We start from the raw sequence: 22,532 nt of genomic DNA, 5'->3' as shown, positions 1-22,532 counted from the left end.
AGCACGCGATGTCATCACCTGGAACGCTTGTGTTGTTGCTCTGGACAGCGCTGTGCCTGCCCGTCCTGGCTGCGCCCCTCGATGAACCGCTCAAGCCCCTGCCGGATATTCCGCAACAGGACCCGCGCCGGGTGGAACTGGGTCGCCAGTTGTTCAATGAGAAGCGCCTGTCGATCAATGGCAGCGTGTCCTGCGCCACCTGCCATCAACTGGAAAAAGGCGGTGCCGACGACAAGCCGTTTTCCATCGGTTTTCATGGCGCGACGGTCGGCGTGAATACCCCGACCGTACTCAATGCCGCGCTGAACTTCCGGCAATTCTGGAACGGACGCGCCGAGAGCCTGGAAGCCCAGGTCGAGGAAGTGGTGCGCAGCCCGATCGAGATGGGCAACAGCTGGCCGAACATCATCGACGTCCTGGTCAAGGACCCGGCGTACCAGGCGGCCTTTCGCGGCGCCTATCCCGATGGCGTGAGCGCCGTCAACGTGCAGAACGCCCTGAGCAGCTACGAACGGACCCTGCTGACGCCCAACTCGCGGTTCGACCAGTACCTGCTGGGCAACACCGACATCCTCAGCCTCGACGAGAAGTACGGTTACCAGCGCTTCAAGGACTACGGCTGCATCGCCTGCCACCAGGGAGTGAATATCGGCGGCAACATGTTCCAGAAGTTCGGGGTGATGGGCGACTATTTCCAGGCCCGCGGCAATCCGACCGAGGCCGACCTGGGACGCTACCTGAGCACCGGGGACGAGGAAGACCGTCACGTGTTCAAGGTTCCCAGCCTGCGTAACGTCGCCCTCACCGCACCGTACTTTCATGATGGGTCGGCGAAGACCCTCGATGAGGCGGTCAGCGTGATGTTCACCTATCAACTGGGGCGCATTCCCTCTGCCGAGGACAAGCGCCTGATCATCCTGTTTCTCAAGACACTGACCGGAGAACTGGGAGGCAAGCCGCTATGATACTGACCCGTCGCTTGTTGAACCGCGTGCTCTTGCCGCTGCTCACCCTCGTACTGGCGTCGGTGCTGGTGTTTCTGTACCTCATGTCACGCCCCGACACATCCCAGGACTACGCCGGAGCCCGTGACCTGATTGCCCAGGTCAAGCAACTGGACGCGCGCTGGGACACGGAAATCCTCAAGGCCAGGATTGCCGTCGCGCGTAATTACGATCCGCTGATCAAGCCCCAGGTCGACATGAAGACCCTGCTGCATACGTTCGAAGCGACAGCGCTGAACCAGCCGAAAGATGATCCGGGCGCCTGGAAGGAACGTCGGGCGACCCTGAGCCAGGCACTCTCGGAGAAAACCCGGCTGGTCGAACAGTTCAAGTCCCACAACGCCGTGCTGCGCAACTCGCTGGCCTTCCTGCCAACCGCCGAAGACGACATCCAGCTTCAGCTCAGCGGGCTCCAGGACTACGACAAACTGATGCTCCAGGCCACTTCCAATGACATCTACGACCTGTTGCTCAGCACTCTGGAGTTTGCCCAGAGCACCACGGAAGATCGCGCCAACAGCATTCTCCTGGGGATCAACCAGGTCACGGTCGACCAGCAGCGCCTGCCGCCGGAGTTCAAGGTGCCGATGGAGATCCTGCTCAACCATGTGCAACTGATCCTGCGCGAGCAACCCCTGGTCAACACCCTGCTCGACGAGATCGCCGCCGTCCCGGTGTCCGAAAGCCTGGATGCAATCACCGACCAGTTGAACCAGGACCAGCAGAGCGCCGACCGCGTCGACCAGCAATATCACCTGTACCTGTTGATCTTCTCCGCCCTGATGGTCGTCCTGCTGCTGTACCTGGCCAGCCGCCTGGTTCGCAGCTATGCGCAGATCAACCAGATCAACCGGGACCTGCAGACCGCCAACGAGCACCTGGAGCAACGGGTCGAGGAACGCACCCGCGAACTGCGCGAGGCGCAGAGCGAACTGATGGACACCGCCCGCCACGCCGGCATGGCCGAGATCGCCACCAACGTGCTGCACAACGTCGGCAACGTGCTCAACAGCGTGAACATCTCCGCCGACCTGGTGGCCCGCAAGCTGCGCACCAGCAAGGCACTGGGCCTGGGCCGGGCGGTCGCGCTGATGAACGAGCATCGCGACGATCTCGGCGAGTTCCTGACCCGTGACGAAAAGGGCAAGTTGCTGCCGGGCTACCTCAACCAGCTGGTCGAGGCCATTGCCGCGGAACAGCAAGGCATGGCCGACGAGCTGGTCCAGCTGGGCAAAAGCGTCGACCACATCAAGGACATCGTCTCCACCCAGCAATCCTATGCCGGGGTCTCCAGCCTCGAAGAACCGCTGCACATCGGCGAGCTGCTCGAAGATGCCCTGCGCATGAACTCCGGCGCCCTGACCCGGCACAATGTCACCGTGGTCCGCGACTACGAGGATGTGCCCCAGGTGATGGCCGACAAGCACCGCATGCTGCTGATCCTGATCAACCTGATCAGCAATGCCAAGCAGGCGATGTCCAGCCTGTCCGACCGGGCCCGCAAGCTGACCCTGCAGGTCCGGGTGGTCGAGGGCTCGACCCTGCATATCAGCGTCAAGGACGACGGTGAAGGCATCCTGCCGGAGAACATGACGCGCATCTTCGCCCACGGTTTCACCACCCGCAAGGACGGCCACGGCTTCGGCCTGCACAGCTGCGCCCTGGCCGCGATAGAGATGAACGGACACCTCACCGCCCATAGCGACGGCCCTGGAAAAGGCGCTGTCTTCACCCTCGAATTGCCATTGAAAACCGCCGTGGGGGTCTCATGACAACGCACTCGAACCGTCGCATCCTGCTGGTGGACGACACACCGTCGATCCACGATGACTTTCGCAAGATACTGATGCCGGCAGCGGACGAAAGCCCGGACCTCGACCTGATGGAAGCGGCGCTGTTCGGCCACGAGGTCAAGGCCGACAGTCGCCAGCCGTTTGAACTCGACTCCGCCTATGGTGGCCAGGAAGGCCTGGCCAAGGTCGAGTACGCCCTGGCCCATGAACGGCCTTATGCGCTGGCATTCGTCGATATGCGCATGCCCCAGGGTTGGGACGGTGCCGAAACCATCGAGCACCTGTGGAAAGTCGACCCGAACCTGCAGGTGGTGGTCTGTACCGCCTATACCGACTATTCCTGGGAAGAGTTGCTGGAGCGCCTGCACGGCCATGACCGGCTGTTGATCCTGAAAAAGCCCTTCGACAATATCGAGGTCCAGCAGTTGGCCAATACCCTGACCAACAAATGGGAAATGACCCAGCGCGCCAACCTGCAGATGCACACCCTCGAAGACCTGGTGGAACAGCGCACCCTGGCCCTCAGGCAGGCGAGCCAGGCCCTGCAGCACGAGATCGACGAGCGCAAGCAGCTCGAAAGCCAGCTGGTGCAGTCGGAGAAACTCGCCTCCCTCGGCCAGCTGGCCGCCGGGGTCGCCCATGAAATCAACAACCCCATCGGTTTCATCGGCTCCAACCTCGGCACCCTCGATGGCTATTTCAACCAACTGCAAGAAATGCTCGACGCCTACCGCGGCGCCGAGGAAGGCATCGCTTCGAGCGAATTGCTCGCGCGCCTGCAGGCCTTGCGCGAAAGGGTCGAACTGGATTTTCTCAAGGAAGATATCCCGTTGCTGATCAAGGAGTCCAAGGAGGGCATCGGGCGGGTCGGGCAGATCGTCAAGGACCTGAAGAACTTCTCCCGGGTCGACTCGACCCAGGAGTGGCAGTGGAGCAATCTCCAGCAGGGGATCGAATCCACCCTGAACATCGTCGCCAACGAGCTCAAGTACAAGGCCGATGTGATCAAGGACTACGCCGGACTGCCGGAAATCGAATGCCTGCCCTCGCAGATCAACCAGGTCATCATGAACCTGGTGGTCAATGCCGCCCAGGCGATAGGCCCGGAACGCGGCACCATCAGCCTGCTCGGCGGGGTCGCGGGGGACCGCGTCTGGCTGGAGGTGGCCGATACCGGTTCCGGCATGGCGCCGGAAACCGTGCAGAAGATCTTCGATCCGTTCTTCACCACCAAGCCGGTCGGCCAGGGCACCGGGCTGGGATTGTCACTGTCCTATGGCATCGTGCAGAAACACGCCGGGCAGATTTCGGTACGCAGCGAGTTGGGAACAGGCACGACCTTCAGGGTCGAGCTGCCGATCCGCCAGAGCAAGACCGGCACATGATCGCTCCCATCCTTTGATCGTTCCCACGCGCAGCAAAGGTTTGATCGTTCCCACGCTCTGCGTGGGAATGCAGCCCGTGACGCTCCGCGTCACAAAAGCGGGCGCAAAGCGTGGAAACGATCAATCAAGGGCCTGGCCCTGGCTCAGTTGGCTTCCTGGAAATCCATCTCCGGTGGCTGCTTGCGAAAGCCGCCGGTCAGGAACGCCAGGTAGATCAGGCCGATTGCCAGCCAGCTGACGCCCAGGTAGATCGCCAGGTGATCGAGGCTGACCATCAGCCACAGGTCCGCCAGCAGGCCGATCAGCGGGCAGATCAGGAACAGCAGCAACTCGCGCGGGCCGCGTTTCTCACCACCGATCCAGTAATGGAAGATCACCGACAGGTTGACCAGGCTGAAGGCCAGGAACGCACCGAAGTTGATGAACGAGGTCGAGGTGGTCACGTCCAGCTTCAGCGCCAGCAAGGCCACCACGGCGCACAGCAGGATGCTGTTGATCGGCGTGCCGAAACGTTCGCTCAGGCTGCCGAAGAACGCCTTCGGCAACACGCCGTCGCGGCCCATGGCGTACAGCAGGCGCGAACCGCTGGCCTGGGCCGACAGACCCGAGGCGAACTGGCCAACGATCAGGCCGATCAGGAAGATGGTCACGAACAGGTCACCGCCGATATTGCGGGCGATCTCGTAGGCCGCCGAGTCGACGTTGTCGAACACGAACGCCGGATGGGCCAACTGCACGAAATACGACACGCCGACGAAGATCAGGCCACCGATCAGGGTGATCAGCATGATCGCCCGTGGAATGGTGCGGCGCGGGTCGCGGGTTTCCTCGGTCAGGGTGCTGACCGCGTCGAAGCCCAGGAAGGAATAGCAGGCAATCGCCGCGCCGCTCATCACCAGCGGCATCTGCATGTCGCCATTGAAGAAGGGCGCCAGGGTCCACAGCGGCTTGCTGGCGTCACCACCGATATAGTGGATGGCCAGGGCGACAAAGGCCACCAGCACCAGGAACTGCACCAGCATCAGCAACGCGTTGATGCCGTTGGCCAGGCGCAGGCCGACGATATTGATCAGGCTGGTGATGACGATGAAGGCCAGCACCCAGACCGCCTGCGGTACCGCGGGAAATGCCGAATTGAGGTAGGCCGCGCCGATCAGCCAGATCGCCATCGGCAGGAACAGATAGTCGAGCAGTACCGCCCAGCCGGCGATAAAACCGAGTTTCGGGCTGATGGCCTTGCGCACATAGCTGTAGGCCGAGCCGGCCACCGGGAAGGCCGCGGCCATGCGACCGTAGCTCATGGCGGTGAAGAACATCGCCACCAGCGCCGCGAGATAGGCGGCCGGCACCATGCCTGCCGTGGATTGAGCGAGAATGCCGAAAGTACCGAGGACAATGATCGGCGTCATATAGGCGATGCCGAACAGCACCACCGACCCCAGCGAAAGGGTGCGTTGCAAACGAGCCATGAGGCGACTACTCCGAATGTTATTGGATTTATGGCAGAGCCGAGTTCGGCAAAGGTGCAGCGGTACTACGAAATTCTTATGAGTGCAGCATTCAGATCCTGTGGTGTCGGGGCCGGCGCCTTCGTGGGCAAGCCCACTCCCACAGGCCTTGCATCGTCCCTCCAGACCCGTCCATCCCTCCAGGCCTCACATCACGCCCCTGCAGACAAGCCCACTCCTCCAGGCCTTGCATCGCGCCCTGCAGACAGGCCCATCCCTCCAGGCCTCACTGCCACTGTGGGAGCGGGCTTGCCCGCGAAGAGGCCCTGAAGCACAACAGCGCTGCCCGGGCCTCCCTCGATCAGATCTGAGGAATCAGCAACTCCCGCACGCCATTGGCATGTTCGATAACCTCGCCCGGCAAGCGCAGGCGCTGGTCGTCCAGATAACGGTAGTCACGCCGGGCCGCGGCCAGTTGGCCCAGGTCCAGTTGCACGCTGAACCGGCCTTCCTCGCGACCGGCTTCCATGAGCAGCGTCCCGAACGGATCCACCAGGGCACTGCCGCCGGCGAACAGCAGGCCGCCATCGCCCTCTTCCACCCGGTTGACCATCAGCGCGAAGGCCTGGTTTTCCTGGGCCCGGGCCATGATCGCGGTGCGGTGGGTCGGCCCGTAGGGGTCCATGTTGCCGTTGGTGACGATCAGCAGTTCGGCGCCCAGCTGCGCCAGGGCGCGGGCGGTTTCCGGGAATTCTATGTCGTAGCAGATCAGCAGGCCGACGCGCACGCCGTTCCACTCGCAGGTCACATAGCGATCGCCGGGATTGAACACACCGCGATCCGAGGCCCACAGGTGGGTCTTGCGATAGCGCAGGGCGATGCCCTGCGGGGTGATCATCAGGGTGGTGTTGTAGAACTGGCCGTTGTCGTTCTCGGCCATGCCGATGACCACCGCCACGTTGCGCTCGCGGGCGGCCTGCTGCACTGCCTGCACGGTCGGGCCGTCCAGCGGCTCGGCGATCGCGGCCACGGTCTCGGCGGACGGGAAGCCCATCAGGTGGGTTTCCGGAAACACGATCAACTGGGTATCGGCGGCGCAGGCAGCGATGGCGGCGAGTGCCCGTTCGAGGTTGTAAGCTGTATCGTTGTCCCGGCCAGCAAGCTGGGCAAGTTCGACTTTCATGGGTATTCCTTGTTTTCTGTCGCAGGCAAAGCTCAATGACGGCGCCGAGCTGGCACAATAAGTGCCGGGCCATTGCGTGTGGCCTCAGTATGCGCACCCACGCCGGGCCATGGGAATTACGCGGCCGGGGTAACTCGATAGGGGTAGACGAATGACACTTGTCCTCGATGACATCGCCTGGCACCGCTCGGTGGGGCAAATGATCGAAGCCCTCGACCGGCCGAACTTCTGGACGCAACTGGTGCGCCTGCTCAACCAGTACGTGACGTTCGACAGCTGGGTGGTCCTGCTGTTCAGCAGCCAGCGGCGCCCGGAAGTGTTCGCCGAATGCCCGGGAGAAGACGGCAGCCCCGACCAGTTGTTCCAGGATTACCTCAAGGGCCTGTACCTGCTGGACCCGTTCTACATCGCCAGCCGCGAGTATTCGCGCACCGGCCTGTATCGCCTGGCCGAAGTGGCGCCGGAGCACTTCGAACTGACCGAGTACTACCAGCGCTACTTTCGTCTGAATGTGGTGGCCGACGAAATCCAGTTCAATTGCCAGCTCGACGACGACCGCACCTTGTGCCTGTCGCTGGGTTCCACCAGTCGTTTCAGCGCGGAGCAGATCGCCCTCCTCTCACTGATCCAACCCTGGGTGCTGGGCTTGTTGCGCCAGCGCCTGCCCCATGAGGTCCACGAAGAGACCGCCGTACCGGCCACACCGCAACAGGGCGACTGGCGCATCCAACTGGAAGCTTCGGTACAACAACTCAAGGGCGCGCAACTGACCGCCCGCGAACTGGATGTCGGGCGCCTGATGCTCAGCGGCTGTTCGAGCAAGGAAATCGCCCGCAAGCTGGAAATCTCCATCGAAACCGTGAAAGTCCACAAGAAACACATGTACAGCAAGCTGGGGATCAAATCCCAATCCGAGTTGTTCTCGATTTTCCTCCAGGCGCAGAATGCCTGACCGACCTGATGAGTCCGAACCCAAGGAAACCGTATGAGCCTGTCCCTTCTGAGCCGCTACGCCTTCTTTGCCGGCTGTGTGATCTTCACCCTCGCCAGCCTGCCGTTCCTGGAACATGACTGGCTCTGGCCGTTCACCCTGGTCACCGGCCTGCTCAGCCTGCTGGGCCTGTTCGACCTGCTGCAGAGTCCCCACGCGGTGCGCCGCAACTATCCGATCCTGGGCAATATCCGCTATCTGGTCGAAGGCATCCGCCCGGAAATCCGCCAGTACCTGCTGGAATCCGACAGCGACGCCCTGCCCTTCTCCCGTGCCCAGCGCTCGCTGGTGTACTCGCGGGCCAAGAATGAAAGCGCCGACAAGCCCTTCGGCACCCTGATCGACGTGTACCAGTCGGGCTTCGAATTCATCGGCCATTCGATGCGCCCCGCGCCGTTGAGCGATCCCAGCGCCTTTCGGGTGATCGTCGGCGGGCCGCAGTGCAAGCAACCGTACTCGGCCTCTGTGTTCAACATTTCGGCGATGAGCTTCGGCTCCCTCAGTGCCAACGCCATCCGGGCCCTGAACCAGGGCGCCAAGCTCGGCAACTTCGCCCATGACACCGGCGAAGGCAGCATCAGCCCCTACCACCGGGAAAACGGCGGCGACCTGACCTGGGAACTGGGCAGCGGCTATTTCGGCTGTCGCACCGCCGACGGCCGTTTCGACCCGGAACGCTTTGCCACCCAGGCGCAGGACCCGCAGGTACGGATGATCGAAATCAAGATGAGCCAGGGCGCCAAGCCCGGCCACGGCGGCATCCTGCCCAAGCACAAGGTCACCAGGGAGATCGCCGAGACCCGCGGGATCATGATGGGCGAAGACTGCATCTCGCCGTCACGTCACAGCGCCTTCTCGACCCCGCTCGAACTGATGCAGTTCATCGCCCAGTTGCGTGAGCTGTCCGGCGGCAAGCCGGTGGGCTTCAAGTTCTGCCTGGGCCACCCATGGGAGTTCATGGGCATCGCCAAGGCGATGCTGGAGACCGGCATCTACCCCGACTTCATCGTGGTCGACGGCAAGGAAGGCGGCACCGGCGCGGCACCGGTGGAGTTCACCGACCATATCGGCGTACCGATGCGCGAAGGCCTGCTGTTCGTGCACAACACCCTGGTCGGCCTGAACCTGCGGGACAAGATCAAGCTCGGCGCCAGCGGCAAGATCGTCAGCGCCTTCGATATCGCCAGCGTCCTCGCCATCGGCGCCGACTGGGCCAACTCGGCGCGCGGCTTCATGTTCGCCATCGGCTGCATCCAGTCGCAGAGCTGCCACACCAACAAATGCCCGACCGGCGTCGCCACCCAGGACACCTTGCGCCAACGCGCCCTGGTGGTGCCGGACAAGGCCCAGCGGGTATTCAATTTCCATCGCAACACCCTGAAGGCCCTGGCGGAAATGCTCGCCGCGGCGGGCTTGGATCACCCGTCCCAGCTGGAAGCCAAGCACCTGGTCCGGCGGATGTCGGCAACCGAGATCAAGCTGTTCTCGCAACTGCACGTGTTCCTCAAGCCGGGCGAACTGCTCACCGGTGAAGTCAACGGCGAGTTCTATTCGCGCATGTGGCAGATGGCCCGGGCCGACAGCTTCGAACCCCACGAAGTCGTCGCGGCCTGAGACCGTGACGACTGGCCGGTGCAAGGTCCGGGCACCGGTCAGGCCGATCAGGCAGACCGCTCGATGACCGACCTGTCGGCTGCGGGCGGGCTGTTAAACTTTTTATAAACAATGCAGCACGGACCTCGGTTTGCCGGTGGCATCGGTTCTATGATCAGGCGGCGCCTGCCCTTTACCCGGCCATGGCGCTGCCAGTCCCGCCCTCTCACAAGCTGGAGATCACGATGCGAAATCGCTTGCTGGTTGCTGTCTGTCTGTTGATGTCGTTCACCCTGGCCCAGGCCGCCGAACGCTGGGAAACCCTGCCGCCGACCCCGACTCCTGTCGTCGGTGCAAAAACCGGTTATGCCGCCGTCAACGGCATCAAGCTCTACTACACACGGACCGGCCACGGCTCCCCGGTGGTGCTGTTGCACGGTGGCCTCGGCAACTCCGATTACTGGGGCAACCAGGTCAAGGCCCTGGCGGCGAAACACACGGTGATCAGCATTGACAGCCGGGGTCATGGGCGCAGCTCGCGCGATGCCCAACCCTACGGCTACGACCTGATGGCCGATGATGTGGTCGCGGTCCTCGATACCCTGAAAATCCCCAAGGCCGACATCGTCGGCTGGAGTGACGGTGCGATCCTCGGCCTGGACCTGGCCATGCGTCATCCAACGCGTGTCGGCAAGATCTTCGCCTTCGCCGCCAACAGCACGACCGCGGGCGTGAAAGACAATGTCGAGAAGAACCCGACCTTCGCCGCCTACATCGAGCGGGCCGGCAAGGAATACGCCAGGCTGTCGCCGACACCCGGGGAATATGATGCCTTCGTCGAACAGATCGGCCATATGTGGGCCAGCCAGCCGAACTGGACGGACGCCGACCTGGCGAAGATCAAGACCCCGGTACTGATCGTCGACGGTGACCACGACGAGGCGATCAAGCGCGAGAATACCGAGTACATGGCGGCGACCATTCCCGGCGCGGGCCTGCTGATCCTGCCCAATGCCAGCCACTTTGCGTTCCTTCAGGATCCGGCATTGTTCAATGCCGCCCTCCTGCACTTCCTCGACGACAAGTAGATCACCGCAGCCGCCCGCGAACCGCCCCCCCGGGCCGATTCGTGGGCCGGCCCCACGCCTGTCAACGCACGCAAAGACTCGCCTCGCGCGCGTAGGCAGAAAAATGTGACATTTGGTAATAGCCCACTTTTGCAATTAACGGAAAATCACGCCACCCTGCGCGCCGCCGACCTGTGGTGTGCAATTTCTGACAGCCGCACCGGTCATATTCAACATTCGCCCACAGAGCCCGCTGCCATGCTGAACGGACGCGACCCGCGCATCGACTTTTTTCGGGGACTGGCGCTGATCTTCATTTTCTGGGATCACGTGCCCCACAATCCACTCGGCCAGATCACCCTGCGCAACATCGGTTTCAGCGATGCGGCGGAGGTCTTCGTGTTCCTCGCCGGCTACGCGGCGATTCTTGCCTACGGCAAAATCCTGCAACGCGACGGTTACTGGTTCGCCACCTTGAAAATCCTGCGCCGCACCTGGGTGTTGTATGTGGTGCATATCTTCCTGCTGGCGATGCTGATGGGCATCGTGTTCTTCGCCAACAGCCACGTGGAAACCCGTGACCTGGTCCAGGAAATGGGCCTGACCCACTTCGTCACCCACCCGCAACAGGCCCTGGTGGATGAACTGCTGCTGCGTTTCAAACCGAACCTGATGGACCCGCTTCCTCTGTATATCGTGCTGCTGGGTGGCCTGCCGCTGGTGTTGCCCCTGCTGCTGCGCAAGACCTGGCTGGTGGTGCTGGTGTCGCTGACGGTGTACCTGCTCGCGCCAAGGCTGGGCTGGAATCTGGCGGCGATTGCCGACGGCGTGTGGTACTTCAATCCGGTCACCTGGCAGTTGCTGTTCGTGCTCGGCGGCGCGGCGGCGATTCACGCGCAGCAACCCAAGCCCGTGCAGCCGCTGGGGCTGTCGCGCCAGCCACTGTTCATGGTGGCGGCCCTCTATGTGCTGGTGTGCGCCGTGCTCACCATTGCCTGGCGATGGCCACAGGTCCACGATGCCCTGGTTCCGGCGACGCTGAGCGAGCTGATCTACCCCATCAGCAAGACCGATCTGTCGCCGGTACGCCTGCTGCACTTCCTGGCGCTGGCCTATGTCACCGCGAAGTTGCTGCCCAGGGGCAACTGGACAGACAACTGGCTGGCCCGCCAGACCTGCCGCATGGGGCGTTACTCGCTGGAAGTCTTCTGCCTGGGCGTGTTGCTGGCACCGCTGGCGGACATGATCAATGCCATGGCCGACGATGCCTTCGCCATGCAGATATTCACCGCCCTGGTCGGTGCCGGGCTGATGGCATTGCTGGGGGCGTGGCTGGATTTCAACAAGCGCCTTGGCCAGCGCCTGGAACAACCGGCTCGGACAGCGACAGCGTAGAACGACGACACCCGTAAAAAAGCCCGCAGCCGATCACTCGCCTGCGGGCTTTTTCATCGCGATCCGGCGTTTACGAGGCCGAGTGGGTGGCACCGGCCGATACGCTGTTCGGTTGCAGCTTGAACACATGGAACAGCAGCGTCAGCAGCACCAGGAACGCCGGGCCGATATACAGCGCGACGCGCGTGTCCGGGAAGTACGCCATCAGGCCGACCACCAGCACCAGGAACGCCAGCGCCAGGTAGGAACTGACCGGGTACAACCACATGCGGTACTGCAGGCCGGCACGCTGCGCCGCCGTCAGGCCACGGCGGAACTTCAGTTGTGCCAGCAGGATCATCACCCAGGTCCAGATCGCGCCGAAAGTGGCGATGGACGTCACCCAGACAAAGACTTTCTCCGGCACCAGGTAGTTGAGCAGCACGCCCAGCAGCAAGGCACCGATGGACAGCAACAATGCGCGGCGTGGCACGCCGTTGCTCGAGGTCTTGGCGAAGCTCGCCGGCGCCTGGCCGTTCTGCGCCAGGCTGTAGAGCATGCGCCCGGTGCTGAAGATGCCACCGTTGCAGGAGGACAACGCGGCGGTAATCACCACGAAGTTGATGATGCCCGCAGCGGTCTTGATCCCCAGGCGTTCGAAGGTCATCACGAATGGGCTGCCCTGGGTGCCGATGGCGTTCCAGGGGTAGATCGACAGGATCACGAACAGCGCGCCGACGTAGAACAGCAGGATGCGCCAGAACACCGAGCCGATTGCATTCGGAATGGTCTTCTGCGGGTTGCGGGCCTCGCCGGCGGTCAGGCCGATCATCTCCACGCCCAGGTAGGCGAACATCACCATCTGCAGGGACATCAGCACACCACTGATGCCGTTGGGCATGAAGCCGCCATTGCTCCACAGGTTGGAAATGCCCAGGGCCACGCCATCGTTGCCGAAGCCGAAGGCAATCACGCCCACGCCGCCGATGACCATGGCGATGATGGTGACGATCTTGATCAAGGCGAACCAGAACTCGAATTCGCCAAAGGCCTTCACCGCGATCAGGTTGATCGTGCCCATGCTGACCAGTGCCGCCAGAGCCCAGATCCAGCGTGGCACATCGGGGAACCAGACGCCCATGTATACCGCGACCGCGGTGATTTCCGCGACGCAGGTCACCAGCCACAGGAACCAGTAGTTCCAGCCGGTGAGAAAGCCCGCCAGCGGGCCGAGATAGTCCTGGGCATAGCGGCTGAAGGAGCCGGCGACCGGATTGTGCACGGCCATTTCGCCGAGGGCGCGCATGATCACCAGGATCGCCAGGCCACCGATGATGTAGGACAGCATGATCGCCGGACCGGCCATTTCGATGGCCTTGGCGGAGCCGAGGAACAGGCCGACGCCGATACAGGCGCCGAGCGCCATCAGGCGGATATGCCGCTCACCGAGTTCGCGTTTGAGCGGGCCGCCTTGAGCGGTCTCGCCAGGGGGCAGGGGGGTGCCAACGGGCATGGGGGACAACCTCGTCTTGTTATTGGATATGAACCACCGGGCAAAGGAGCGACGGACGGGTAGGCCCGGACTCCCGGATGCCGGCTGCGCTTCGTGAGCGCAGCCGTCCCGCAGGGCAGACCTGCAGGATCAGCGGGCCGGCGAGTATTGCACAACAATGGTGCAGCGTCATGCCTCCCGCCCGGACCGTTCCTACTCTGCGCGGGGCTCTATCCCAGGCTTGTCAGCCCTTGGCCCGGCCATACGCCTGACGTCGTGTTCCCGACGTATCTGCGCCGAAAAACCGTTACCGGTCGGAAATACCTGACCGCCCTCACAAAATTTTCCTGGCCTTCTGGCAGCGTCTAAGCTTCAGGCAAGTGCGATCAATCTGCGTGAATGGATGAATCGACTATGGGTGCTCAATGGAACTCCGATTCGACCAAGACTGTGGTGCCAACCAACAGTTCGGATGAGGCGCCTTTACCGAAAAAACCCCGCAGACGCAGGCCCTGGTGGCGCCTGTTCTGGCTGGTGGTGTTGATCGCCCTGATTCTGCTCGGCGTCGCCGCGTCCCGCGAGATGCGCACGTCGAAACTCCAGGCCCGGGAATTCAGCCGTTTTGCCGGCGACCTGGGTTACTCACTCGCCTCGGGTCCCAGCGATTCATTGCTGTATCCCGGCGAAGGCCCCTTCGACAAACGCCTGGGCTACAGCGACCTGGGGACTTTTCTCACCCGGCTGGCCAAACGCGGCTACCTGATCGAGGCGCAGGCGCGCTTCTCCCCCGCCCTGCTCGACTACAGCAAGGCCGGCTTCTTCGTACCCTATGCAGAGAAGATCCAGGCCGGCCTGTCGATCACCGACTGCCGGGGCGCCGACCTCTACCAGTACAACTATCCACAACAGCTCTATGCCAGCTTCGCGGCCATTCCGCCGCTGGTGGTCAACAGCCTGCTGTTCATCGAAAACCGCGATCTGCTCGACCCCGCGCAACCCATGGCCAACCCTGCCGTGGACTGGCCGCGTTTCGGCAAGGCGGTGCTGTCGCAGATCGCCAAGGTCCTGCATGTCGGCGGCCAGACCGCCGGCGGCAGTACCCTGGCGACCCAGTTGGAGAAGTACCGGCACTCGCCGGATGGCCTGACCCTGTCCGGCAGCGAGAAGATCCGCCAGATGATTTCCGCCAGCGTGCGCGCCTACCAGGACGGACCGCAGACCCTGCAGGTGCGGCAGAACGTGGTGCGTGACTACCTCAACAGCGTGCCCCTGTCGGCGGTGCCCGGTCACGGTGAAGTGCATGGCATGGCCGAAGGCCTGCGGGTCTGGTATGGCGCGGATTTCGCCCAGGTCAACGCGCAGTTGAGCAGCACCGCCAGCGATCCGCAGAGCCTGGCCAAACGCGGGCTGGCGCTGCGCGAGGTGCTGTCGCTGATGATCGCCCAGCGGCGGCCATCGCACTACCTGGCACGGGGCCGCGATGAACTGGCCGACCTGACCGACAGCCACCTGCGCCTGCTGGCCCAGAATGGCGTGATCGACGCGCCGCTGGCTGCCGCCGCGCTGGCGAGCAAGGTCAGCTATCGCGACTGGCTGCAGGAGCCGACGATCCAGCCGGTGGAGTCGAACAAGGGTATCAGCGTCGCCCGCAGCCGCCTGGCGGCGATGCTCAACCGCCCCCTGTACGACCTCGACCGTCTCGACCTGTCGGCCACCAGTACCTTGCAATCGGACCTGCAAGGCCAGGTCAGCGACTACCTGCGCCGCCTGGCGAACCCGGAGTTCGCCAATTCCATCGGCCTGCTGGGCGAGCGCCTGCTGACCGCCAGCAGCACCCAGCAGGTGCGCTACAGCTTCACCCTGTTCGAACTGACCCCGGACAGCTATCGGGTGCGGGTACAGACCGACAGCACCGACCAGCCGTTCGATATCAACGAGGGCAGCAAGCTGGAACTGGGCTCCACCGCCAAGTTGCGGGTCCTGACCACCTACCTGCAGATCATCGCCGAGCTGCATGATCGCTACGGCGACCAGACCCCGGCGGCGCTGAAGAAAGTCGAGATCAACGACCAGGACCGGATCACCCGCTGGGCCGTGGACTACCTGGCGCAGAACAGCGACCGCGACCTGCCGAAAATGCTCGAAGCGGCGCTCAACCGGCAGTATTCGGCAAGCCCCGGCGAAAGCTTCTTCACCGGCGGCGGCCTGCATCACTTCCACAACTTCCGCAACGAAGACAATGGCCGCAACCCGACCTTGCTCGAGGCCCTGCGCGAATCGATCAACCTGCCCTTTATCCGGCTGATGCGCGACCTGGTGCGCTACAGCACCTACCAGGGCCCGAACAACAGCGCCGAATTGCTCAAGGACGATGACAATCCGCGTCGCCAGGAATACCTGGCGCGCTTCGCCGACCGCGAGGGCACGGCCTTCATGCTGCGCTTCTGGAAGAAGTACCAGAACAAGGATTCCCAGGAACGCCTGGAGACCTTCCTCGACAGCATGCATCCGACACCGATCCGCCTGGCGGCCGTGCACCGCTACCTGTTGCCGGAGGCCCCGCAGGCGGCCTTCAACACCTTTGTCCGGGCCCACCTGAAAACCGAGAAGGTCACCGACGAACGCCTCGCCAAGCTCTACAAGAGTTATGGTCCCGGGACCTACGACCTCCCGGACCAGGGCTATATCGCCAAGGTCCACCCGCTCGACCTGTGGTTGCTGGGCTACCTGCTGAAGAATCCCCAGGCCAAGTTCAGCCAGGTGGTGGCCGCCAGCGAATTCGAACGCCAGGAAGTCTATGGCTGGCTGTTCAAGAGCAAGCACAAGAGCGCCCGCGACAGCCGGATCCGGGTGATGGTGGAGATCGAGGCCTTCCTCGATATCCATCAGCGCTGGCAACAGGTCGGCTATCCCTTCGATCACCTGGTACCGTCGCTGGCGACCGCCATCGGCAGCTCCGGCGACCGGCCGGCGGCATTGGCCGAACTGATGGGGATCATTCTCAACGACGGCGTGCGCATGCCGATACTGCGCATCGACAGCCTGCACTTCGCCGCCAACACGCCGTACGAAACGCAACTGGTCAATGATCCGGGCAAGGGCAAGCGGGTGCTGCCCTCGGAGGTGGCCACGGCCCTGCGCCTGGCGCTTTCACAGGTGGTGGATGCGGGGACCGCCCGGCGTGTGTCCGGCAGTTTCAAACAGCCGGACGGCACTCCACTGGCCATGGGCGGCAAGACCGGCACCGGGGATAACCGGATCGAGGCCATCGGCGCCGGCGGCCGGGTGTTGAGTTCGAAATCGATCAACCGTACGGCGACTTTCGTGTTCTACATCGGCGCCCATCACTTCGGCACCCTGACCGCCTTTGTCCCGGGGCGCTCGGCCGAAACCTTCAAGTTCACCTCGGCCCTGCCGGTCCAGGTGCTCAAGGGCATGGCCCCGATCCTGACGCCCTACCTGCAGGCGGGCAGCAACACCTTGTGCACCACCACCAGCGTCGCACAGGCCCACCCCTTGTAGGAGCCCGCTGGCTGGCTCCTACAATCAAGGTGACATCAACTCTCGGAATGAAAGCGCTTGGCCAGGGTGTAGCTCTTTTTCCAATAGGAGTTGCTCAAGGAGTCGATGCGCACGGTCTTGCCACTGCGTGGCGAGTGGATGAACTTGCCGCCGCCCACATAGAGCCCGACATGGCTCACGCTGCCCTGGCCATTGCGATTGAAAAACACCGCATCGCCGGGCTGCAGGCTGCCGCGCTGGATGGTCCTGGCGCTGGAGCGACGCATCCCCACCGTGGTTCGTGGCAGCTTGATATCGGCCTCGTTCTGGAACAGATAGACCAGCAGGCCACTGCAATCGAAGCCCTTGACCGACATGCCGCCCCAACGATAAGGCGTACCGATCAACTGGTGCGCGCGGTCGATGACATTATCGATGGACGACTCCGCGGCCCCACCGGTGGCCGGGACCTGAGTGGTCCTGGCCGAAGAATTTTTCGCTGACTTGAGGGTGGCATGGGCTGATCCGAAGCTTCCCAGCACCATCAATAACAATACAACCAACACTGACCTGGACATGATAAACGTCGCCTTTGTGGACATCAGGCGGCATGGTACGGAGCGGCCCAGGGCTTGCTCAGAGTGCTTTTCTCAGCTTCACGTAGGAAACATCCTAGGAAACCACGCGAAAATCTCCTCTCCCCTGTAGCACGGCCAAACCGCCCTACTGCTCGATCGGCACTCCCGGGTTCTTCTCGCGGTCGGGATGACGTTCGTCGTTTTTCTTGCACGACAGTTAAGATATATCTTAAGGTATATCTAACGAAGACAGGAGAAAGAGAAAATGAGAGAGCATCACCATCACCCCCACCGCGAATTCGGCGACGGCCATGACGGTTTCGAGCGTCGTCCCGGCCGCGAACGCGGCGGTCGCGGCCCGCGGGTCTTCGCCCCGGGCGACCTGAAACTGCTGTTGCTGGCGCTGATCGCCGAACAGCCCTGCCATGGCTACGACCTGATCCGCCAGATCGAAGGCATGTTCGACGGCGCCTACAGCCCGAGCCCCGGCGTGATCTATCCGACCCTGACCTTCCTGGAAGAAAGCGAGCTGATCACCGGCGACGCGGAAGGTGGGAAAAAGCGCTACAGCGTGACCGACAGCGGACGCCAGTCCCTGGCCGACCAGGCCATTGCCCTGGATGGCGTGCGCATGCGCATCGATGTCAGCAAGCGTTCCCTGCGTGGACATGACCGTCCGCCGGAAATCCACGAGGCCGTGCACAACCTGCGGCACGCCCTGCAACTGCATCACGGTCGCTGGAGCGCGGAGGAAATCCTGCGCGTGCGCGACCTGCTCAACGACACCGCCAAAGCCATCGTCGACGGACCTGTAGCCACGCCATCCTGCTCGGAGAAACCGGAATGAATGCAGTCAATCAACAAGGGATTCACCGTGTCATGCACGAGATCAAGCGCCGCCGCCTGGAAGTGCTGCGCGTGGTCGACCTGACGCCACGCATGCGTCGCATCACCCTCGGCGGCCCGGAGCTGGCCGGTTTTGTCAGCCTGGGCACGGACGATCACGTGAAACTGATGTTCCCGCAGAACGCCGCCGAACAGGCGGCCCTGGATGCCTGGGTTCCTGGCACCAAGGACAACGGTTCGCTGCCGGCGATGCGCGACTACACGCCACGGCGCTTTGACCTGGCCATCGGCGAACTGGACATCGATTTCGTCCTGCACGGTGACGGCCCTGCTTCAACCTGGGCTGCCCAGGCGGCGCCGGGGCAGTTCCTGGACATGGGCGGGCCGCGCGGTTCGATGGTGGTGCCGGATATCTTCGACAGCTACCTGCTGATCGGCGACGAGACCGCCCTGCCGGCCATCGCACGGCGTCTGGAAGGCCTGGCGGCCAACCGGCGGGCGCTGGTGGTGGTCGAGGTGGAGAACGCGGCGGAACAGCAGCCACTGCACAGCCCGGCGCAGGTAGAAGTGATCTGGGTACGGCGCGATGCACCGGAGCAGGATCTACTGCAGACGGTCGAACACTTGAGCATCCCGTCCGGCAGCCTGTACGCCTGGGTGGCCACCGAGGCGGCGCTGTCGCGCAAGGTGCGCAAGGTGTTGCTGGGCACCCATGGCTTGAGCGAGGAATACCTCAAGGCGGTCGGCTACTGGAAGCTGGACGACAGCGCCGAAGACTGATCCGGCACCGGAGAGGCTGATGCAAGCCTCAAGGGCCTCTTCGCGGGCAAGCCCTGCTTCTACGGGTGGGTATCGTACACAAGGTCAGTGGACACCACGAAACTGTAGGTGCCGGGCTTGCCCGCGAAAGCGTCGGTCCAGATGCAACAGCCCTACCTGCTGCCCACCCGGCGATCCACGCCGATCAACAGCAGCGACACCAGCACAAACCCCAGCAGGATCTGCCCGGCATTGATGAACACCTGTGGATAACCCAGGGTGTCGACATCGACAAAGGGATAGGGGTACGTCCCGATCAGGTGGCCGCGCAACAGCACGTAGGCGAAATACACCAGCGGGTAGACCATCCACGGCAGCACCTGCCACCAGCGCAAGGTGCCCTTCGGCACGCAGCGCCACCAATAGACCACGAACAGCAGCGGCATCAGGTCGTGCAGCAACTCGTCGGCCAGCCACTGGAAGCCCTGGGGGTGCCACAGGGGGCGCAGCAACAGGTTGTACGCCAGCGCCACCACCACGATATTCGCCACAATCGCCGTACGCACCGAAGGCCGGAGAAAGAACCGCCGGGCGCCCGACTCCCGCGGCGTCACTTCCCAGGTCAGCACCACCGCCACCAGGGTGTTGGTCAGCACGGTAAAGAAACTGAAGAATGTCAGCAGCCCGCCCAGCAGGCTCGCCTCGACCTGCCAGCGGGCAATCAGGATCAGGTACAACTGGATGCTCAGGCCGCTCCAGCCCAGCAGCGCCGCGATCTGCAGCGCGAGACGCGGACAAGCGCCGGCGGCGTGATGGTCAGGCATGCCCTTGAACTCCACGGCAAGGTCTCAGCGCTTGGTGCGCATCAACTTCACGTACAGCTTCTCGACCTTTTCCCGTGCCCACGGGGTCTTGCGCAGGAAGGTCAGGCTCGACTTGATGCTCGGATCACTCTTGAAGCAACGGATATCGATGCGTTCGGCCAGGCCTTCCCACTCGTAATGAGCCACCAGGGCGTTGAGGATCTGCTCCAGGGTCACGCCGTGCAGCGGGTTGTTGGGTGTCTCGGTCATGCCGAACCTTCAGTGAGGAAATGGAACAAGCCGCGCACCTTAGCCGAGGCCTTCGCCAGGGGGAAGAGCTGCGACGGGCGATACGGGTCCGGCACCGTGCAATAACGCAGAAACCGCTCTGGATTGAGTCTAGCGCCAGAACGGGGCGCTGGCGTCGGGAGTATTTCCAAATCGATAAAGTATGTTACGTTATAACAACACAACACCATTCATCGGCAGAACCCCGCCGTTTCAAGCCTGTTCTTTCGACTCAAAGGTGCACTTTGCACCTCGCTTGCCAAGGAAACATCAATGCCTCTCTCCTCTCCCCTGCGTACTCGTCTGACTCCGCTGGCCGCCGCCTTACTGATGGCCGGCCCGGTGCATGCCCTGGAGCTGCAACCCCAGGTCATCACCGCCAACCCGCTGGGCAGCGCCCAGACCGCCTCGCCGAGCACCGTGCTCGAAGGCGACGATCTGACCTTGCAGCAACAAGGCAGTCTCGGCGAGACCCTGAACAAACAACCGGGCGTGTCGTCGTCCTATTTCGGACCGGGCGCCAGCCGACCGATCATTCGTGGCCAGGACGGCGACCGCATCCGCCTGCTGCGCAACGGCGTCGGTGCGCTGGATGCCTCGGCCCTGTCCTATGACCACGCGGTGCCGCTGGACCCGGTCAATGTCGAACGGATCGAGATCGTCCGCGGCCCGGCCGCCCTGCTCTACGGTGGCAGCGCCATCGGCGGGGTGGTCAACACCTTCGACAACCGTATCCCGACCAGCCCCATCGATGGCATCCACGGTGCCGGCGAACTGCGTTATGGCGGCGCCGACACCAACCGCAGCAGTGCCGGCAAGCTGGAAGCCGGCGATGGCACCTTCGCCTTGCACCTGGACGCCAACGCCCGCGAGTTCAACGACCTGCGGATTCCCGGTTATGCCCGCAGCCGCAATGCCCCGGCCAGTGAAGACGGCGATGGCCGCAAGGGTCGCCTGGGCAACAGCGACGGACGCCAGGACGGTGGCGCGGTAGGCGGTTCCTACACCTGGGACGATGGTTATGCCGGCCTGTCCTACAGCAACTACGACAGCAACTACGGTTCCCCCGCCGAGCAGGATGTACGCATCCGCATGCAGCAGGATCACTACGCCTTCGCCTCGGAAATCCGTAACCTGCAAGGGCCCTTCAGTTCGGTGAAACTCGATGCCGGCTACACCGACTACGAACACCGGGAAATCGAAGGCGGCGAAGTCGGCACGATCTTCAAGAACAAGGGTTATGAAGCCAGGGTCGAAGCCCGCCACCTGCCGGTCGGGCCGTTCAACGGGGTGATCGGCGCCCAGGTCACGCGCAACGAATTCTCCGCCCTGGGCGAGGAAGCCTTTGTCCCGCAGACCGATACCAACAGCGGCGCGCTGTTCCTGCTCGAAGAACTCAAGGCCAGCGACCGCCTGACCTTCAGCCTCGGTGGGCGCCTGGAACACACCACGGTCGATCCGGACAGCAAGGGCAACGAGCGTTTCGCCAATGCCGACCGCAGCAACAGCTTCACCGCCGGCAGCCTCTCCTCCGGCGCGGTCTACACCCTGACGCCCGTGTGGTCCCTGGCCGCAACCCTGGGCTACACCGAGCGCGCGCCGACCTTCTACGAGCTGTATGCCAACGGCGCCCACGTGGCCACCGGCACCTATGAAGTCGGCGATGCCAACCTGTCGAAGGAAAAGGCCGTGTCCAGCGACCTGGCCCTGCGCTTCGACAACGGCACCCACAAAGGCAGCTTCGGCGTGTTCTACAGCCGCTTCTCCAACTACATCGGCCTGCTGGGCAGCGGTCGTACCCTCAACGATGAAGGCCAGGAGGATGCCGGCGGCATTCCCGAATACCGCTACTCGGGCGTGCGGGCGCGTTTCGCCGGCTTCGAGGCACAGGACCACTGGAAACTCGGCGAAAGCGCCTACGGCAAGTTTGCCCTGGAACTGTCCGGGGACTACACCCGCGCCACCAACCTCGATACCGGCGAAGCCCTGCCACGTATCGCGCCACTGCGCCTGAACAGTGGCCTGCTGTGGGAACTGGAGCGCTGGCAGGCGCGCATCGATGTCGAGCACGCGGCGGGACAGGGCCGGGTACCGGCCAACGAATCAGGCACTTCGGGCTACACCACCTTCGGCGCCAGCGCCGGTTATCACTTCGATATCGGCAGCAGCCAGTGGCTGGCGTTCGTCAAGGGCGACAACCTGACCAACCAGACCGTGCGCTACGCCAGCTCGATACTGCGCGACATCGCGCCGGCACCGGGACGCAGCGTCGAATTCGGCTTGCGCACCACGTTCTAGGAATCACACCACTCCCCAGGCCCGCGCGAGATGACTGTGCGGCCTGAGGGAGCTGACTGTGGGATCTGACTGTGGGATCTGACTGTGGGATCTGACTGTGGGATCTGACTGTGGGATCTGACTGTGGGA

At 63.2% G+C, this 22,532-nt stretch carries 17 protein-coding genes; 11 read left to right on the top strand and 6 right to left on the bottom strand.

Annotated elements, in window-relative coordinates; all coding sequences use genetic code 11:
• Nucleotides 1-8: 8 nt before the first annotated feature.
• The 3 genes from ACL9RJ_RS31040 to ACL9RJ_RS31030 are packed head-to-tail and all read left to right on the top strand — an operon-like array spanning nucleotide 9 to nucleotide 4,182.
• A complete protein-coding gene (locus ACL9RJ_RS31040) occupies nucleotides 9-965 on the top strand; it encodes a cytochrome-c peroxidase (RefSeq protein ID WP_178989760.1) in 957 nt (318 codons plus the stop codon).
• A complete protein-coding gene (locus ACL9RJ_RS31035) occupies nucleotides 962-2,776 on the top strand; it encodes a DAHL domain-containing protein (RefSeq protein ID WP_017126355.1) in 1,815 nt (604 codons plus the stop codon). Before ACL9RJ_RS31040 ends, ACL9RJ_RS31035 begins: the two co-directional genes overlap by 4 nt.
• Nucleotides 2,773-4,182: an ATP-binding protein gene (locus ACL9RJ_RS31030; protein ID WP_103033027.1), complete on the top strand. Its 1,410-nt coding sequence runs from the start codon at nucleotides 2,773-2,775 to the stop codon at nucleotides 4,180-4,182. The genes ACL9RJ_RS31035 and ACL9RJ_RS31030 overlap by 4 nt, the downstream gene beginning before the upstream one ends.
• A gap of 143 nt (nucleotides 4,183-4,325) precedes the next feature.
• Here ACL9RJ_RS31030 and ACL9RJ_RS31025 read toward each other — a convergent pair whose 3' ends face one another.
• Both ACL9RJ_RS31025 and ACL9RJ_RS31020 read right to left on the bottom strand, forming a co-directional pair.
• On the bottom strand, nucleotides 4,326-5,651 hold the full coding sequence (locus ACL9RJ_RS31025; RefSeq protein WP_017126357.1) for an APC family permease: 1,326 nt from the start codon (nucleotides 5,649-5,651) through the stop codon (nucleotides 4,326-4,328).
• A gap of 340 nt (nucleotides 5,652-5,991) precedes the next feature.
• Nucleotides 5,992-6,813, bottom strand: a complete 822-nt coding sequence (locus ACL9RJ_RS31020; RefSeq protein ID WP_177084345.1) for a carbon-nitrogen hydrolase family protein — start codon at nucleotides 6,811-6,813, stop codon at nucleotides 5,992-5,994.
• Nucleotides 6,814-6,964: 151 nt separating this feature from the next.
• On the opposite strand from ACL9RJ_RS31020, the gene ACL9RJ_RS31015 reads away from it, so the two are divergent.
• The 4 genes from ACL9RJ_RS31015 to ACL9RJ_RS31000 all read left to right on the top strand — a co-directional run bounded on the left by ACL9RJ_RS31015 (nucleotide 6,965) and on the right by ACL9RJ_RS31000 (nucleotide 11,859).
• Nucleotides 6,965-7,765 carry a helix-turn-helix transcriptional regulator gene (locus ACL9RJ_RS31015; RefSeq protein ID WP_017126359.1) on the top strand — a complete coding sequence of 267 codons (801 nt, stop codon included), beginning with the start codon at nucleotides 6,965-6,967 and terminating at the stop codon, nucleotides 7,763-7,765.
• 33 nt (nucleotides 7,766-7,798) lie between these two features.
• Nucleotides 7,799-9,418, top strand: a complete 1,620-nt coding sequence (locus tag ACL9RJ_RS31010; protein ID WP_178989752.1) for an FMN-binding glutamate synthase family protein — start codon at nucleotides 7,799-7,801, stop codon at nucleotides 9,416-9,418.
• A 224-nt stretch (nucleotides 9,419-9,642) separates the two neighbouring features.
• On the top strand, nucleotides 9,643-10,485 hold the full coding sequence (locus ACL9RJ_RS31005) for an alpha/beta fold hydrolase (protein ID WP_017126362.1): 843 nt from the start codon (nucleotides 9,643-9,645) through the stop codon (nucleotides 10,483-10,485).
• 237 nt (nucleotides 10,486-10,722) lie between these two features.
• Nucleotides 10,723-11,859, top strand: coding sequence for an OpgC family protein (locus ACL9RJ_RS31000; protein WP_017126363.1), 1,137 nt, complete (start codon nucleotides 10,723-10,725; stop codon nucleotides 11,857-11,859).
• A gap of 70 nt (nucleotides 11,860-11,929) precedes the next feature.
• Here ACL9RJ_RS31000 and ACL9RJ_RS30995 read toward each other — a convergent pair whose 3' ends face one another.
• Nucleotides 11,930-13,351, bottom strand: a complete 1,422-nt coding sequence (locus tag ACL9RJ_RS30995; protein ID WP_177084341.1) for an amino acid permease — start codon at nucleotides 13,349-13,351, stop codon at nucleotides 11,930-11,932.
• Between the two features lie 393 nt (nucleotides 13,352-13,744).
• Between ACL9RJ_RS30995 and ACL9RJ_RS30990 the strand changes: the two genes are divergently transcribed.
• Complete coding sequence (locus tag ACL9RJ_RS30990; RefSeq protein ID WP_178989750.1) at nucleotides 13,745-16,852, top strand: transglycosylase domain-containing protein; 3,108 nt, start codon at nucleotides 13,745-13,747, stop codon at nucleotides 16,850-16,852.
• Between the two features lie 35 nt (nucleotides 16,853-16,887).
• Here ACL9RJ_RS30990 and ACL9RJ_RS30985 read toward each other — a convergent pair whose 3' ends face one another.
• Complete coding sequence (locus ACL9RJ_RS30985) at nucleotides 16,888-17,409, bottom strand: C40 family peptidase (protein WP_042935332.1); 522 nt, start codon at nucleotides 17,407-17,409, stop codon at nucleotides 16,888-16,890.
• A gap of 265 nt (nucleotides 17,410-17,674) precedes the next feature.
• On the opposite strand from ACL9RJ_RS30985, the gene ACL9RJ_RS30980 reads away from it, so the two are divergent.
• Both ACL9RJ_RS30980 and ACL9RJ_RS30975 read left to right on the top strand, forming a co-directional pair.
• Nucleotides 17,675-18,256, top strand: coding sequence for a PadR family transcriptional regulator (locus tag ACL9RJ_RS30980; RefSeq protein ID WP_177084337.1), 582 nt, complete (start codon nucleotides 17,675-17,677; stop codon nucleotides 18,254-18,256).
• On the top strand, nucleotides 18,253-19,035 hold the full coding sequence (locus ACL9RJ_RS30975) for a siderophore-interacting protein (RefSeq protein ID WP_177119182.1): 783 nt from the start codon (nucleotides 18,253-18,255) through the stop codon (nucleotides 19,033-19,035). The genes ACL9RJ_RS30980 and ACL9RJ_RS30975 overlap by 4 nt, the downstream gene beginning before the upstream one ends.
• Nucleotides 19,036-19,187: 152 nt before the next feature.
• On the opposite strand, the gene ACL9RJ_RS30970 is transcribed toward ACL9RJ_RS30975, so the two are convergent.
• Together ACL9RJ_RS30970 and ACL9RJ_RS30965 are read right to left on the bottom strand one after the other, a co-directional pair.
• On the bottom strand, nucleotides 19,188-19,838 hold the full coding sequence (locus ACL9RJ_RS30970; protein ID WP_042935383.1) for a Pr6Pr family membrane protein: 651 nt from the start codon (nucleotides 19,836-19,838) through the stop codon (nucleotides 19,188-19,190).
• 24 nt (nucleotides 19,839-19,862) lie between these two features.
• On the bottom strand, nucleotides 19,863-20,087 hold the full coding sequence (locus ACL9RJ_RS30965) for a VF530 family DNA-binding protein (protein WP_017126370.1): 225 nt from the start codon (nucleotides 20,085-20,087) through the stop codon (nucleotides 19,863-19,865).
• Nucleotides 20,088-20,378: 291 nt separating this feature from the next.
• Between ACL9RJ_RS30965 and ACL9RJ_RS30960 the strand changes: the two genes are divergently transcribed.
• A complete protein-coding gene (locus ACL9RJ_RS30960; protein ID WP_422765964.1) occupies nucleotides 20,379-22,403 on the top strand; it encodes a TonB-dependent receptor in 2,025 nt (674 codons plus the stop codon).
• Nucleotides 22,404-22,532: the final 129 nt, after the last annotated feature.

This window comes from Pseudomonas sp. Mn2068 (assembly GCF_049319725.1).
Classification (GTDB): Bacteria; Pseudomonadota; Gammaproteobacteria; order Pseudomonadales; family Pseudomonadaceae; genus Aquipseudomonas; species Aquipseudomonas gingeri.
Note: the sequence above shows the minus strand (reverse complement) of the source record. Positions and strands in the feature narration are given on the sequence as shown.

Excerpts from the sequence above, each read along its gene's own strand:
- ACL9RJ_RS30970 (WP_042935383.1), bottom strand. The coding sequence starts at position 19,838 with ATGCCTGACCATCACGCCGCCGGCGCTTGTCCGCGTCTCGCGCTGCAG.
- ACL9RJ_RS31035 (WP_017126355.1), top strand. The coding sequence starts at position 962 with ATGATACTGACCCGTCGCTTGTTGAACCGCGTGCTCTTGCCGCTGCTC.
- ACL9RJ_RS30960 (WP_422765964.1), top strand. The coding sequence starts at position 20,379 with ATGCCTCTCTCCTCTCCCCTGCGTACTCGTCTGACTCCGCTGGCCGCC.
- ACL9RJ_RS31030 (WP_103033027.1), top strand. The coding sequence starts at position 2,773 with ATGACAACGCACTCGAACCGTCGCATCCTGCTGGTGGACGACACACCG.
- ACL9RJ_RS30995 (WP_177084341.1), bottom strand. The coding sequence starts at position 13,351 with ATGCCCGTTGGCACCCCCCTGCCCCCTGGCGAGACCGCTCAAGGCGGC.
- ACL9RJ_RS31000 (WP_017126363.1), top strand. The coding sequence starts at position 10,723 with ATGCTGAACGGACGCGACCCGCGCATCGACTTTTTTCGGGGACTGGCG.
- ACL9RJ_RS30965 (WP_017126370.1), bottom strand. The coding sequence starts at position 20,087 with ATGACCGAGACACCCAACAACCCGCTGCACGGCGTGACCCTGGAGCAG.
- ACL9RJ_RS30980 (WP_177084337.1), top strand. The coding sequence starts at position 17,675 with ATGAGAGAGCATCACCATCACCCCCACCGCGAATTCGGCGACGGCCAT.
- ACL9RJ_RS31010 (WP_178989752.1), top strand. The coding sequence starts at position 7,799 with ATGAGCCTGTCCCTTCTGAGCCGCTACGCCTTCTTTGCCGGCTGTGTG.
- ACL9RJ_RS30985 (WP_042935332.1), bottom strand. The coding sequence starts at position 17,409 with ATGTCCAGGTCAGTGTTGGTTGTATTGTTATTGATGGTGCTGGGAAGC.
- ACL9RJ_RS31040 (WP_178989760.1), top strand. The coding sequence starts at position 9 with ATGTCATCACCTGGAACGCTTGTGTTGTTGCTCTGGACAGCGCTGTGC.
- ACL9RJ_RS31015 (WP_017126359.1), top strand. The coding sequence starts at position 6,965 with ATGACACTTGTCCTCGATGACATCGCCTGGCACCGCTCGGTGGGGCAA.
- ACL9RJ_RS30990 (WP_178989750.1), top strand. The coding sequence starts at position 13,745 with ATGGGTGCTCAATGGAACTCCGATTCGACCAAGACTGTGGTGCCAACC.
- ACL9RJ_RS31020 (WP_177084345.1), bottom strand. The coding sequence starts at position 6,813 with ATGAAAGTCGAACTTGCCCAGCTTGCTGGCCGGGACAACGATACAGCT.
- ACL9RJ_RS31005 (WP_017126362.1), top strand. The coding sequence starts at position 9,643 with ATGCGAAATCGCTTGCTGGTTGCTGTCTGTCTGTTGATGTCGTTCACC.
- ACL9RJ_RS30975 (WP_177119182.1), top strand. The coding sequence starts at position 18,253 with ATGAATGCAGTCAATCAACAAGGGATTCACCGTGTCATGCACGAGATC.
- ACL9RJ_RS31025 (WP_017126357.1), bottom strand. The coding sequence starts at position 5,651 with ATGGCTCGTTTGCAACGCACCCTTTCGCTGGGGTCGGTGGTGCTGTTC.